This window comes from Cyclobacterium xiamenense, assembly GCF_042140265.1.
Lineage (GTDB): Bacteria > Bacteroidota > Bacteroidia > Cytophagales > Cyclobacteriaceae > Cyclobacterium > Cyclobacterium xiamenense_A.
Genome location: NZ_CP159481.1, coordinates 514,269 through 528,008, shown reverse-complemented (window position 1 = coordinate 528,008; position 13,740 = coordinate 514,269). Strand labels below are relative to the sequence as shown.

At 50.5% G+C, this 13,740-nt stretch carries 10 protein-coding genes; 4 read left to right on the top strand and 6 right to left on the bottom strand.

Going from position 1 to position 13,740, the window contains the following annotated elements:
* The first annotated feature begins 15 nt into the window (after nucleotides 1-15).
* The gene (locus tag ABWH99_RS02225; protein ID WP_375584687.1) at nucleotides 16-477 is read left to right on the top strand and encodes a ComF family protein; all 462 of its coding nucleotides are present in this window, start codon (nucleotides 16-18) and stop codon (nucleotides 475-477) included.
* Between the two features lie 3 nt (nucleotides 478-480).
* On the opposite strand, the gene ABWH99_RS02220 is transcribed toward ABWH99_RS02225, so the two are convergent.
* Genes ABWH99_RS02220 through dapF form a run of 5 tightly spaced genes read right to left on the bottom strand, consistent with a single transcriptional unit; the run spans nucleotide 481 to nucleotide 7,246 of the window.
* Nucleotides 481-1,266, bottom strand: coding sequence for a S1/P1 nuclease (locus tag ABWH99_RS02220; protein ID WP_375584686.1), 786 nt, complete (start codon nucleotides 1,264-1,266; stop codon nucleotides 481-483).
* A gap of 19 nt (nucleotides 1,267-1,285) precedes the next feature.
* A complete protein-coding gene (locus tag ABWH99_RS02215) occupies nucleotides 1,286-2,473 on the bottom strand; it encodes a M20 family metallopeptidase (protein WP_375584685.1) in 1,188 nt (395 codons plus the stop codon).
* Nucleotides 2,460-3,011, bottom strand: a complete 552-nt coding sequence (locus tag ABWH99_RS02210; protein ID WP_375584684.1) for a hypothetical protein — start codon at nucleotides 3,009-3,011, stop codon at nucleotides 2,460-2,462. Before ABWH99_RS02210 ends, ABWH99_RS02215 begins: the two co-directional genes overlap by 14 nt.
* An 11-nt stretch (nucleotides 3,012-3,022) precedes the next feature.
* Complete coding sequence (gene secA, locus ABWH99_RS02205) at nucleotides 3,023-6,403, bottom strand: preprotein translocase subunit SecA (RefSeq protein ID WP_375584683.1); 3,381 nt, start codon at nucleotides 6,401-6,403, stop codon at nucleotides 3,023-3,025.
* Between the two features lie 57 nt (nucleotides 6,404-6,460).
* On the bottom strand, nucleotides 6,461-7,246 hold the full coding sequence (dapF, locus tag ABWH99_RS02200; RefSeq protein ID WP_375584682.1) for a diaminopimelate epimerase: 786 nt from the start codon (nucleotides 7,244-7,246) through the stop codon (nucleotides 6,461-6,463).
* A gap of 434 nt (nucleotides 7,247-7,680) precedes the next feature.
* Between dapF and ABWH99_RS02195 the strand changes: the two genes are divergently transcribed.
* From ABWH99_RS02195 to ABWH99_RS02185, 3 genes are all read left to right on the top strand, one after another.
* Nucleotides 7,681-8,151, top strand: coding sequence for a hypothetical protein (locus ABWH99_RS02195; RefSeq protein WP_375584681.1), 471 nt, complete (start codon nucleotides 7,681-7,683; stop codon nucleotides 8,149-8,151).
* Nucleotides 8,152-8,154: 3 nt separating this feature from the next.
* The gene (locus ABWH99_RS02190) at nucleotides 8,155-9,249 is read left to right on the top strand and encodes a P1 family peptidase (RefSeq protein ID WP_375584680.1); all 1,095 of its coding nucleotides are present in this window, start codon (nucleotides 8,155-8,157) and stop codon (nucleotides 9,247-9,249) included.
* A gap of 195 nt (nucleotides 9,250-9,444) precedes the next feature.
* Nucleotides 9,445-12,819 carry a PKD domain-containing protein gene (locus tag ABWH99_RS02185; RefSeq protein ID WP_375584679.1) on the top strand — a complete coding sequence of 1,125 codons (3,375 nt, stop codon included), beginning with the start codon at nucleotides 9,445-9,447 and terminating at the stop codon, nucleotides 12,817-12,819.
* A gap of 282 nt (nucleotides 12,820-13,101) precedes the next feature.
* Here the strand turns inward: ABWH99_RS02185 and ABWH99_RS02180 are convergent, their stop codons facing one another.
* Nucleotides 13,102-13,737 carry a lipoprotein signal peptidase gene (locus tag ABWH99_RS02180; protein WP_375584678.1) on the bottom strand — a complete coding sequence of 212 codons (636 nt, stop codon included), beginning with the start codon at nucleotides 13,735-13,737 and terminating at the stop codon, nucleotides 13,102-13,104.
* Between the last annotated feature and the right edge of the window lie 3 nt (nucleotides 13,738-13,740).

Genomic DNA, 13,740 nt, shown 5'->3' with positions numbered 1-13,740 from the left:
TTTTCAAAAAATGGCATGAGTCAGAAAATCCTCCACCAAATAAAATATAGAAACAGGCCGTTACTTGCCCGCCAGATGGGGTACATGTACGGCGACTTGCTTCGGGAAAGCGGTTTCACTGCTTGTTGGGACCTATTGGTCCCGGTTCCGCTTCACAGGAAAAAACAAAGCGCCAGGGGTTATAATCAAAGCGAGGAATTGTCCGGAGGAATGGCTGCGGCCTTGCAGGTACCTGCTGCCAACCTCCTGATTCGGGAAGTGCCCACGAAAAGCCAAACCAATAAGACCCGAATGGAGCGATGGGAAAATGTACGGGACGTGTTTGCTGTGAGGTTTCCGGAACGCCTGTACAGTCAACGCATATTGCTTGTGGACGATGTGATGACTACAGGTGCCACGCTGGCGGCATGTGCACTTTCCATGCAGCAGCACCATCCGAAAAGCATCGATTTTGCCGTATTGGCGGCTGGAAAATGATTCTTAGCCAAAAAGTTCATTCAAAATTCCCGCTAAGCGAATGCCGCCGGCCAGCAGACGTTCTTCGATCACCGGAAAACATCGGTAGCCGTATTCGTAAAAAAGACGTTTGTCTTCAGGCAAATCATAAATCAGTGGACGTAGATCCACGGCTTCCTGAAGCCATTTTTCCATTGGGTCGCTCTGGTAGGAACGTATGCGTTCCGTACTTGCTCTCCGATTCAGGTGTTCGGCAAGTTCCGTATAGCTCAGTTCTTTACCAGCTATGATTCGGGTATCCCAGACGGCATGCAGATTGGTAGGCTGATTGAAGTATGTGACTTTTACCTCGTTTCCTCCCCGGTCTTCCCCCGTGCCTACATGGAGCGGCTGGTGCAGGTCTCCAACCAGGTGGACCAGCATTTTTACGTATTCAATTTTGGCTTCTGTATCCAGATTCCCATCACTCAGGGCCGAAATGATTTTTTTGGTTTGACTAAACGCATCGCCGCCCGCTTCCTGTAGTGAGGGATCGTAGCCGCCTCCTGTTTTGACCGTAAGGTAATGCCAGGGATCCATGAACCGGTAATCCGGATCGGATTTGATTTCATCCATCCAATTGGAAACCATGGGAAGAGATTCGGAGCCAAGGAGTTGCTCCAGGGCTCGTTGGGCTTTTTTATTGAGGTGCCAGGCAGCAATTTGCCCCACCACCCGGTGTCCCGTCTGGCCCCATCCAAAGCTACTTCCTACCAGTAAGCAGCCAACCAGCAGGGCGAGTGCCATTTTTTTCGCAAGGATTACTGTCATTTTGTTAAAGGCTTTCCGGTCAGTGATTTAATTCTTCAAGGGCCAACCAGGCCATCAAACCGGTACTAAGGCCCAGGGCGTCCTCATCGATATCGAAGGTGGGCGTGTGTACACCGGAAACAATGCCCCTGGCTTCGTTTCGGGTGCCTAGCCGGTAGAAGCAACCGTCCATCTCCTGGGTGTAGTAGGAAAAATCCTCAGCAGCCATCCAAATGTCCAGATCGACTACATTTTCTTCACCCAGATATGCTTTCGCTGCCTGAATGGAACGTTCTGTTAGTTCCGGTTCGTTTTTCAGGAAAGGATATCCTCTCCGTACTTCGAAGTCTACGGATCCGCCCATTCCCTCGGCAATTCCGGTAGCAATTCGAATCATTTGCTCGTGCGCTTTCTGCCGCCAAGCTTCGTTCAACGTCCGGAACGTGCCCTCAATGTGTACTTCATTTGGAATCACGTTTGTTGCCCCTTCTGCCATCACTCTCCCAAACGAAAGAACGGATGGGGTTTTCGGGTCTGCTTTCCGACTTACCACTTGTTGTAGCGCTACCAAGATATGCGCACTGATCAATACGGGGTCCACCAGTGTTTCAGGCATGGCACCGTGCCCTCCCTTTCCTTTGACAGTCAGGTACAATTCATCCGCGCTGGCCATGTACATTCCTTTTCGGAACCCGACTTTTCCCACGGGTATCAGTGGCATGACGTGCTGTCCCATGATCGAGGCAGGGCGGGGGTTGGACAATGCATGGTCAGCAATCATCATCGAAGCGCCACCTGGAACTCTTTCTTCCCCAGGTTGAAACAGCAATTTAACCGTTCCTTCAAAGTGATCGTTTAGTTCGTGTAAAATCCGTGCAGTTCCCAATAAGGAAGAAGTGTGTACGTCGTGTCCACAGGCATGCATGACGCCAGGCCGGGTGGATTTGTAGGGTACCTCATTGGCTTCGTTTATCGGCAAGGCATCCATGTCTGCCCGCAGGGCGATGACTTTTTTCGAGGGGTTTTTACCCTCAATCAAGGCTACCAAACCGGTTTTTGCTTTGGGTTCGATGTTGTGGATCCCGATGGACCGAAGGGTTTCCGCTACAAAGGCTACGGTATTCTCCTCCTGGAAGGACAATTCCGGATGGGCATGCAAGTGCCTTCTGATCCGGATCGTTTCAGATTTGTAGCTGGCTGCGAGGCTTTGGATTTTATCTTTCAGCATTTTCTAGTTTTTCTTCTTCTTTTTTCTGTAGCTCCTGATCTTTGAGGTAGCGATCGGAAATAATCCGGGAGCCGGGAAAAACAGCTTTCATTTTTTCGTAGGTAGCCAGGGCCTCGATTTTGTTGATGTATCGGCCCACTTTTACCAGGTACCGGGGCTGTTCGTATTCCATATAGGTCTGTATGTCTGGAATTTCGGAATAGGCCTCGTTACGTATTTCAAATGCAGATTCCCTGTCTATGCCACTGTAAATCAATATGGTGTATCCAGTCAGAAACATTTCTTCATCGTTTTCATCGATGATTTCGTTGATCCGTTTTCCTAGCTCTTGATCAATAGGAGCGGCTGCTTCGCTGGCGTCCCATGCGGGCTCTTCCGGATCCGGAAGCGGATCGAATAGAATCCTGCTGCTTTCAAGGTTTTCAGAATAATCTGCATACATCTCGGCACTTCCTCCGCTGGTGCGGATATTGATGATGCCACAGCTACTGATAAGAAAGGCGCCAATGAGAATTGAAAGACTGGTTTTTCCTGCCATGGGTCTGCATTTTAATTGTCGATAATGATGCATTTTGCATCGGAAAGATCCTGTTCGATGCTTTTGAATTTTACATCTTTCTTCACCTTTCCATCCACATACTTTACGGTTACCTTATCATTTCTACCGTAGGTTTTATCCGATTTTCTGGGTTTTACCGGCTCCCGCGATGCAGTTGCCCGGCTGCTGGCAATTGCGGCTCGTTGACCCGATGGATTACCGAGGCTGCTTGCCGCCTCTGCTTTGGAAGCGGTCACTTTTGGTTCCGCTTTCTGTTGGGCTTGTGCCGCTTTCACTTGTTCCGGATCTTGTTTGGGGAGATCGGATTTGGAAATAAAGGAGACGATATCGTCGTTGAGTTTACCCAGAAATCGTTTAAACATCTCAAATGCCTCGAACTTGTAAATCAACAAAGGATCTTTTTGCTCGTATACGGCATTTTGTACCGACTGCTTCAAATCATCCATGTCCCGCAGGTGCTCTTTCCAGTTTTGGTCAATGATCGCCAGCGTTACGGTTTTTTCTATCGCCCGAATCAGTTCTCGTCCTTCGTTTTTCAGGGTAGATTCGAGGTTGACCACCACACCGATTTGTTTGATTCCGTCTGAAATCGGAACCATGATTTCCTTCACCGTGGCTCCCCGGTTTTTATGCACGTCCCGAAGAATGGGCATGGCCCTTTCGAGAATGGATTCGTTTTTCTTCCGGTAGCTTTCGTAAGCGGCATTGAACAAGGTCTTGGTGAGGGAAGGAAGGTCTTTTTCTTTCAACTCGCTGGCGGTAAATTGAAAATCGATTCCCAGCGAGCTGAACACATTCATGCGGAAGTTTTCCAGGTCTTCGGTGGACTTGGCCATTTCTATCAGGTCTTCCGAAACATCGTACATGATATTCAGGATGTCCAGTTCAAGCCGGTCACCGATCAGGGCATTTTTCCTTCGTCGGTAGACCACCTCCCGCTGGCTATTCATTACGTCATCGTATTCCAGCAGGCGTTTTCTGACGCCAAAGTTGTTTTCTTCTACTTTGCGTTGCGCGCGCTCTATGGATTTGGTGATCATGGAATGCTGGATGACTTCCCCTTCTTCCAGGCCCATCCGGTCCATTAATTTAGCGATTCGCTCAGAACCAAATAGCCGCATGAGATTGTCTTCAAGAGAGACAAAAAACTGAGAGGAGCCCGGATCTCCCTGCCTTCCCGACCGACCCCGAAGCTGCCGGTCCACTCGCCTTGATTCGTGCCGTTCGGTACCAATAATGGCCAATCCCCCTGCCTGCCGGGACTCCGGGGTGAGTTTGATATCGGTACCTCTACCGGCCATATTTGTGGCGATTGTTACGGTCTTCGGTTTTCCTGCTTCGGCCACCACGTCAGCTTCCCTGGCGTGTTGTTTCGCATTCAATACCTGATGTTTGATTTTTCGGATGGTCAACATCCTGCTCAGGAGTTCGGATATTTCCACCGAGGTGGTACCCACCAATACCGGGCGGTTAGCATCGGTCAGCTCGTTGATTTCATCAGCAACCGCATTGAATTTTTCACGGACAGTTTTGTATACCTTGTCTTCCCGGTCTTTTCTTTGAATGGGTTTGTTGGTCGGAACCACAATGACATCCAGCTTGTAAATTTCCCAAAACTCACCTGCTTCCGTTTCGGCCGTTCCCGTCATCCCGGAGAGCTTGTGGTACATTCGGAAGTAGTTTTGCAGGGTAACGGTCGCGTAGGTTTGGGTAGCATCCTCTACCTTTACGTTTTCCTTTGCTTCAATCGCCTGGTGCAGTCCATCGGAATACCGCCGGCCCTCCATGACGCGTCCGGTTTGTTCGTCCACGATCTTCACTTTCCCGTCCACCAGAATGTACTCGGTGTCCTTTTCGAACATGCAATAGGCCTTAAGCAGCTGATTAACGGTATGAATTCGCTGCGCCTTGATGCCATAGTCCTTGATCAACTCCTCTTTTCGTACCAGTTTTTCGCGGTCATCGATGGATTCGTCTTTTTCCAGATCTGCGATCTCACTACCGATATCGGGCAAGATAAAGAAACTGGCATTTTCATTTTTTCGCGTGATGGTTTCGATTCCATTGTCTGTCAGGTCGACGCTATTGGATTTTTCGTCAATCGTAAATAACAGCGGCTCGTCCGCTTCCGGCATGTTTCGCTTGTTGTCCTGCAGGTAGTAATTCTCCGTTTTCTGCAAAATCACCCGAATTCCCGGTTCGGACAAGTATTTGATCAACGGCTTGTATTTTGGTAGGCCGCGGAAGGCCCGAAAGAGGGCAAGGCCCCCCTCTTTCTCATTACCCTCTTTGATAAGGCGTTTCGCCTCTGTCAGGTAGTTTTGTACCAACTTTCGTTGTTCGTCCACCAGGGTAGAGACCCGAGGTTTCATGTCATAGAACTCATGTTGATCTCCTCTGGGTATGGGCCCCGAAATAATCAGCGGCGTCCGGGCATCGTCAATCAACACGGAATCGACCTCATCGATCATGGCAAAATGGTGTTTTCCCTGTACCAGGTCTCTGGCATCCCGGGCCATGTTGTCTCTTAGGTAATCAAAGCCGAATTCGTTGTCGGTACCGTAAACCACATCGGATGCGTATGCCTTTCTGCGGCCTTCGGAATTGGGAGGGTATTTGTCAATGCAATCTACCGTCAAGCCATGAAATTCAAACAAAGGGGCATTCCACTCGGAATCCCGCTTGGCCAGGTAGTCATTTACCGTAACAATGTGTACGCCTCTTCCCGAGAGGGCGTTCAGGTAGGCGGGCAAGGTGGACACCAGCGTTTTACCTTCACCCGTGGCCATTTCGGCAATGTTTCCCCGGTGAAGTGCTACTCCGCCCAGGACCTGCACGTCGTAATGCAGCATGTCCCAGGTAACTTCCACTCCGGCCGCGGTCCAACGATTGCTCCAGACGGCCTGATCTCCCACTATCTCTACGTAAGATTTCGTAGCTGCCATCTCCTGATCCCTGTCCGTAGCGGAGACGGTCAATTTCGTGTTTTCCTTCAAGCGTCTGGCCGTTTCCTTTACCACTGCAAAGGCTCTGGGCAACACCTTTTCCAAACTGACTTCCAGTGCTTCGTCCCGTTCTTTTTCTACCCGGTCGATTTCATTGAACAAGGCGTCCTTGGCCTGCACCTGATCGGGACTCAAGGCTTCAATTTCCTCTTTTAATCCGCTAATGCGCTCATCGAAGGTCTTCAGGTCTTCTTCGATAATCGCCCGGATGAGCAGGGTTTCGTTCCGCAACTCATCGTCGGATAACCCCGCTAATTTTTCGTATGCGGCGTTAACAAGGCCTACCACCGGGCTGAGTGTTTTGATATCCCGGTCAGATTTTGTGCCAAAAACTTTTGCTAACCCCTTTGCTATTGCTTCTATCATGTGTATTACTGCTTTATCGCGCTCGTTCTTTTTACTACTTTACTCCTGTCCCTTGCATTAGGTTGCTTCGGGCAGGGAAATCTTGCCGGAAAACACTTGTTTGGCGGGTCCCGCCAAAACAATCTGCTCAAAACCCCCATCGGGGTTTTTTACAAAACGTACTTCCAGCTGTCCACCCAAGGTGCTGATTTTTATTGATTGTTGGTTGCGTTGTGCGCCGTAAACCAGCGCACAGGCGGTGACTCCCGTACCGCAGGAAAGGGTCTCGTCCTCAACTCCCCGCTCGAATGTTCGTACTTGTATTTCGTTATCGGATAAGGGTTTCATGAAATTCACATTGGTGCCCCGGGGATAGGTAGCAAGGTCGTTTCGAATTGCTTTTCCCGTTCCTACTACATCGTATTGGTCCAAATTGCTCACCAGCCGTACGTGATGAGGGGATCCCGTATCTACGAAAAAGTCCTCTCCTGCCGGAAAAATCTCCTGTACAGGGCCCATCTCCAACGCTACCCAGTCTCCTGAAATTTTTGCCCGATGGGGTCCGTCAATAGCCAGGAAGTGGGTGACATCTGTGATGATTCCCAAAAATTTAGCAAAAGCTACCGCACAACGTGCCCCGTTTCCACACATGCTCTGCGTGCCATCTGCGTTAAAATAGAGCATTTCGAAATCGTAACCGGATTTGTTCTGCAAGAGAATCAAACCGTCGGAACCAATTCCGAATCTTCTGCGACAAAGCGCCTGGATTCGGGGAATCGGATTCGCACCCAGGGAAAATGCGCGCCCGTCCACCATAATGAAATCGTTTCCTGTTCCCTGATATTTGTAAAAGGTTATATCCATTTGATAGTAAAGCGGTTACGTTGCCATCGCTATCCGAGCATTTCTCGAAAGTTGTACGGAATCCGGATCTTTCACACTGCAAAAATCCAACCAATGAGCGAATGGAATACAAAAATAATCATCTTGTTTGAAATTACGGGGTTATATCGAATTAACTGTCGCAAATACCCGCTAAACCTCTGGCACCCTCTGCTGCCGGCACGGCCATGCCGCTCGTTTTAAAGGCTGGCTGCTCCTCGCCGGAAGCGAGGCAAGTTCGCAAAATCCAGGACCCGGAAAAAAATCACCTTGACGAACTGCCGGCCCTATTGGGAACCTTGGAGTCTGTACTTCCCAGGCGAAAGACAATTTCTACCCCTTCTTCAAATTAATTCGAAAGCGCTTGTTTCCTAGTCTGCCTTTTTTTTATTTGGTAGCTCATAGCGCACTATCCCATGAAAGATCCTCAAAGCCTCTCAGCAGTAGCCCAATTTCACCAGACTTTCAAGCACCCGGTTGTATCCGATCCAGGGATTCCTTCTCCGGCCCGCTGCCAGTTACGCGTATCGCTCATCCGGGAAGAGTTGCGGGAATTGGAAACTGCCATTGCCAATAACGATTTGGTAGAGGTTGCGGACGCCTTGTGCGACATACAATACGTGCTTTCCGGGGCCATTTTGGAGTTTGGTCTGGCGGAAAAATTCCACGCCCTCTTTGACGAAGTGCAGCGTTCCAACATGAGTAAGGCTTGCAAAAACAAGCAGGAAGCCGAAGAGACGGTACACCATTACAAAAAGAAAGGAACGGACTGCTATTTCGTAGCCTCCGATGGCCGGTACCTGGTCTACCGTTCGGAAGATAACAAGACATTGAAATCCATTTATTATTCACCGGCTGATCTGGCCTCTATTTTAGAAAAACCCTAGCCCATGCGCCTTTTCCTTCCATTGATCGTTTTATCCGTATTTTCTTCAACATACCTTTTCGCACAAAACAGCGCCAGAAATTACGGAATCAGGCTGGGCGTATTGAGCCCGGGTGAATGGAATGCAATCACCGATGTGCCGGGTGTGGCCGTGGGGCATACCACGCTGCTGGAAGGAAACGAGGTACGCACCGGAGTTACAGCCATTCTGCCCCACCCGGAAAATCTCTTTCAGATGAAAGTCCCGGCTGCGGTTTATGTGGGCAATGGCTTCGGGAAATTAGCCGGGAGCACCCAGATACAGGAGTTGGGAAACCTGGAATCCCCGATAGTCCTGACCAATACGCTGAGTGTCGCTGCGGGAATGGAAGGCATTTTGGATTACATGTTGTTTCTGGAGGGAAACGAAGAAGTGGGCTCGCTCAATGCAGTGGTTGGAGAAACCAACGATGGTTACCTGAACGACATCAGAGGGAGGCATGTCCGGCCTGCACATGTAGTCGAAGCGATCAAAAAAGCGAAAAATGGACCGGTGAGAGAAGGCAATGTGGGGGCCGGAACCGGTACGGTGTGTTTTGGATTCAAGGGAGGAATTGGTACTTCTTCCCGTACCCTGCCAGCCAACTTGGGAGGCTATACGGTAGGCGTGTTGGTACAAAGTAATTTTGGAGGGGTTTTGCAGATTGCTGGTAAGCCCGTAGGTAAAATACTCGGTCAGTACAGTTTCAAAAACCAGTTGGAATCTGCCGATGGTTCTTGCATGATTGTCGTCGCAACCGACGCTCCGGTAGATTCGCGTAACCTGGAACGAATTGCCAAACGGGCAATGATGGGACTTGCCCGTACCGGAGGAATCGCCTCCAACGGAAGTGGTGATTACGTGATAGCCTTCAGTACTGCCAAAGCGCTCATAGCCTCCCCGGGCACTGTAGCTCCGTTGGATAATGGGGCGGTTACCCCTTTATTTCTGGCCGCCATCGAGGCCACGGAAGAAGCCATCATCAATTCCCTCTTTGCCGCCGAAGACATGAGGGGAAGAAACGGGCGGCAGGTAAAGGCCTTGCCCAAAGAAGCCGTCCGGCAGATGTTTGCCGAATAAACCGAATCCCATGTCTCGTTTCCCTGCAGGGGAAGTTTTATTTTGTTAGGTAAAACCGAGTCCAATCAATATTTCTTTGTATACTTGAGCACGAGAACGTAATTTCGTTTCCAGGTGCTTCGTACGCAAAAAACTCATACAGCAGGTTGGCGAAAGGTGTTTTTCCTGACGCTTGCGTGTCTGATACTTCAGGCAGTGCAGGGTCCTGCGCAGGTACTCGATCCTTTTGTGCCTCGCGTTGGTCCCAACGGGCCGAGTACGTCCATTTACAATATTAACGGGGATTTTACCATCATTGGGAACACGAACCTGACGCTTGAGGATTACAGCCTGAATTTTCAGAACAACTACCCGATGGTGTACATCGACGAAGACGAGGATCCCGAAACATTTAATTCCTCGGCATCCACGCTGGTTTTTTCCAACGAGAACGGTGCGGACCCCAACTGTTCCCGGGTACTGTTTGCCGGGCTTTACTGGACAGGGCGTTCTTCTGAGCAAATGGAGTTTCGGGTGTCCAAATCCGGGATTACCCAAATCTATGACAAAAAGGAAGTAAAAATCAAAGGTCCGGGACAGGCAGACTACACCCGTGTTCGCGCCCAAAACGACGAAATCTGGTTTCCAGCATCTTACCTGGAACAGGACGGTTTGTTCGTAGGCTATGCCGATGTGACCGACCTGGTACAAGCCTCCGGTCCGGGCGAATACTGGCTGGCCGATGTGGCTTTGTTGGAAGGAACCGGTGGATCCATAGGGTTTTATGGCGGCTGGGGCATGGTAGTGGTTTACGAAAATCCCGCCATGCTGGCACGAGACGTGGTGGTTTTTGATGGCTTTGCCTATGTGGAATCCTACTTAAATGAAAACAATATTCTGGACCTTCAGGGATTTTCTGCAGTGGCTTCCGGACCGGTATCCGTGAAACTTGGCATCATGGCTGCCGAGGGAGAGCGGGGAGGCACCGGGGATTTTTTTGAAATTGAACGCGGTGTCAACTCGGGTGAGTTTATCCGATTGGAGCACGAAAGCAACGATACCTTTAACTTTTTCAATTCCAGTATTTATACCGGCGGAAACCCCCGAACTCCCGAATTAATCAACAATACCGGCATGGACCTGGCCGTTTTCGACCTTCCAAATGCAGGAAACACCATTATCGGCAACGGTCAAACCCGTACCCGTTTTAATTATGCCTCCGTCATCGACACCTATGCCATTTTTGGGATCACTTTTTCCATCTCGGCGCGTCGGACCCAACTGGAAGCCCTTCAGCAGTTTTCCGGAGACAATCCTCAGTTGGAAGAGGTCTATCAGGTAACGGGCGGCGATCCGCTGGATTTTCGTGTCGAAATCAGAAACAAAGGGCAGGAAGCCGTAACGGAGGGAAGACTAGAAATCCCCCTACCTCAACAGGTGATTTTCGAGGAGGTAGACGCTACCTGGCTGGACGGCAGTGGCAATCCGCCACAACCCTTTTACGACGCCTCCCTGGGTCCTGGAGGCAGCTTGGTTTGGGAGCTAGGCGAGGTCGCTGTTCCGGCAGATCCGGATGCCCTGCTGGGATACCTGGAATACCGCCTCCTCGCTCCCGATAATTGTTCCGGTCCGGCGGGTTTTCAATGTGCGGCTTCCTTTGGCTTAAGTGGGGAAGTGACCGGAAAAAATGCGGCCACCCAAGTGCCCTTCGCCAATCCGGTTATCCATGGGTTTGGTAGTGATCAGACCTGTGCTTTCACCCCCTTGACCGCCCCCCTTCGTTTTGAAGCGCGAGGGGAAGCCGGTGCTTGCGAGAATTTGGAAGATCCCCTGGCCATTCAGCTTTGCAATCTGAGCGGAGACGATATACCGCTGTCGCTGGTAACTGGCTATTTTCCGCCGGACACGCGTTTTTACGCCAGCTATCCAGTGGAAGCGGAAACGGTGGAATACACCGTCGAAAATCCCTTTCCCAAAATTGAGGCAGCCCAATCCTATGTGGCAGTGCTTGCCGGGGAAGGCGATTGTTTTCGTCCGTTTACTTTGAGCCATCAACGCATGGAGGTCCTTCCTATTGTGACCTCCTCTTACGACGGGGCTCAGGTTTCTTGTTTCGGAGCAGCAGATGGGGCGGTGCTCGCCCAGGTAGAGGGAGGCATTCCCCCCTTTACGTTTCAGTGGGACGATCCGGGGAATTCGACTACCGCCAGTGTGGAAAACCTGCCGGCAGGAACCTACACGGTAATTGTCACCGATAGCCTGGACTGCAGCGCTACGGGCACCGTCATTGTAGAGCAACCTCCCGCCCTGGAGATAGTTATCGATGAGTCGTTGTCGTACCTGAACCTCGGCTGCGACCCCGGTGATGCGGCTTCGGTAAGCTTTGAAATCTCCGGAGGGACCTTGCCCCTTCGTGCGGAATTGGTGCGCCTCGACGAAGAAGGCAGGGAAGAGATCGTTCAAAACCTGGATTTTGACAGCTCTCGAAATCTACGTTTTGGAGGGATGCTTGCGGGGAGCTACCTGATCCGGGTCGCGGACACCAACGGCTGTCAGCAAGCGACCACCTTCCTGGTCACAGGAGCCGAGCCGTTGGCGTACACGCATGCTATCAGCCCCCCACAGGGCTGCGAAGAGCTACAAACCGCTTCCATAGAAATTTTTCCTGCGGGAGATCCAAATGCCCTAAGTTACGCCTGGTCTACCGGAGCGACCACTCCTCTTTTAGCCAATATCGGCCCGGGAAGCTATTCGGTGATCGTTTCCAACGAGTCCGGCTGCAGCCGGGAGGAAACGTTTGTGATTGAAGCGCCGGAACCTCCGGTGTTTACCGTTGCCTCTTCTACAGAAGTGCTATGCGGGGAACCTGGTTTGAAAACGACCTTTCTGGTGGTTTCGGAGCAGAACGAAGCGGGGTTGGAGATTACGTGGAGTGGTGGAGAAATCTCAGACAATGGATTTACAATGAGCAGTTCTCAGCCGGGATCCTACACCGTCACCCTGACTGATGAGAAGGGCTGTGCTTCCACCCAGAATGTATCGGTCCTTCCCTATGCCTTGGATGCTACCTTTACCTATTCCGGACCCGGAGGGGTGACTACCGATGTGTTTATCGGAGATGGGGTATCCTTTGAACCACAATTTAACGGAAACGTTATTTCGTTTCGTTGGGATTTTGGGGACGGGACGCAGTCCACTGAAATGAACCCGACCCATGCGTACCGGCAGCAGGGCACCTACTGGGTGCATTTGGAGTTGCTGGATGGGAATGGCTGCACGGCTGAGTTTAACAGGGAGATCACCGTTCTGCCTTTTGAAGTACGCATGCCCGATGCCTTTACCCCGGATGCTCCGGATGGCAGCAACAGCCATTATTTTCCTGTTTTTACCAAAGTAGACGGCCTCGAATTCTGGGTGTTTACTAAATGGGGAGAAGTGATCTTCTATACCAGGGATACCTTGTCACAGGGATGGGATGGCAACTACCAGGGGAATCCGGCTCCTGCAGGCAGCTACGTGTACCGGGTCAATTATACCGCTCCCAATGGAGGTACCGAAACGCAATCGGGTTCATTTTTATTAATCCGCTAGTAGAAATCAAAAAAGCAGCACGACTTCCCTGGGAAGGGCATTGGGCAACTCCACCTCAAAAGGCTGGGCTCCCGCTGTACTCGGTTCTGGTGGGCTTTTGCACCCTCACCGAGGGAGCAGGGCATTGAGTGAAGCAGGTTTTTGTCGGATCGCTAGGCTGCTTTCAGTCCAAAAAGAGATTCGGAGGATTCTGCAGGCAATAGCACCCTCCGGTAGCTACCTATTCCGGGAATCAAGTTCCGCAGCGACAAATCGGATCTCTAGTCAATAAAATGCCGGGTCCTAGCTATTTTTCTCGTCGATAAATTGTTTTTGTACGTCATCCTCCTCCTCGGATTTGTTCGCTTCATCAAAAAACCGCTTTTGGTAGAGAAGAATGATGGCCACCCCAACAAAAATAGAGGCATCTGCGATATTGAAAATCGGCCAGAGGGCGGTATAGCTGCCTCCAAAAATGGGAACCCATTCCGGAACAAAGCCTTCCCAGATATCGATGTAAAACATATCGATTACCTGTCCGTGAAACCAGGGGTTGGGCGCATCAAATGGGGCATTGCCAAGCAATACGCCGTAGAAAACGCTATCGATCAAATTTCCAATGGCTCCGCCCAAGATCATGGAGATACAAAAAATGTATCCCGGGTGGGCCTTTTTTTGTATCAAGGCATACAAGTAATAGCCAATGCCAAACATCGCCACCAACCGAAAACTGGTTAAAATTAATTTTCCATATTCCGAGCCCAGTTGCATGCCAAAGGCCATTCCCGGATTGGTGGTATAGTGTAGCTTAAACCAATCTCCGAACACCTTGATTTGTCCGGCGGTACCAAAATCCATACCGTTGTGTACCAGCATTTTAACTGCCTGGTCCAAGAGGATCACGACTAGGGTGATGCCAAAATACTTGAAATATTTCATAGC

Bases quoted from the DNA above. Each gene is read 5' to 3' on its own strand.
- ABWH99_RS02225 (WP_375584687.1), top strand. From the start codon at position 16: ATGAGTCAGAAAATCCTCCACCAAATAAAATATAGAAACAGGCCGTTA.
- ABWH99_RS02220 (WP_375584686.1), bottom strand. From the start codon at position 1,266: ATGACAGTAATCCTTGCGAAAAAAATGGCACTCGCCCTGCTGGTTGGC.
- ABWH99_RS02215 (WP_375584685.1), bottom strand. From the start codon at position 2,473: ATGCTGAAAGATAAAATCCAAAGCCTCGCAGCCAGCTACAAATCTGAA.
- ABWH99_RS02210 (WP_375584684.1), bottom strand. From the start codon at position 3,011: ATGGCAGGAAAAACCAGTCTTTCAATTCTCATTGGCGCCTTTCTTATC.
- secA (WP_375584683.1), bottom strand. From the start codon at position 6,403: ATGATAGAAGCAATAGCAAAGGGGTTAGCAAAAGTTTTTGGCACAAAA.
- dapF (WP_375584682.1), bottom strand. From the start codon at position 7,246: ATGGATATAACCTTTTACAAATATCAGGGAACAGGAAACGATTTCATT.
- ABWH99_RS02195 (WP_375584681.1), top strand. From the start codon at position 7,681: ATGAAAGATCCTCAAAGCCTCTCAGCAGTAGCCCAATTTCACCAGACT.
- ABWH99_RS02190 (WP_375584680.1), top strand. From the start codon at position 8,155: ATGCGCCTTTTCCTTCCATTGATCGTTTTATCCGTATTTTCTTCAACA.
- ABWH99_RS02180 (WP_375584678.1), bottom strand. From the start codon at position 13,737: ATGAAATATTTCAAGTATTTTGGCATCACCCTAGTCGTGATCCTCTTG.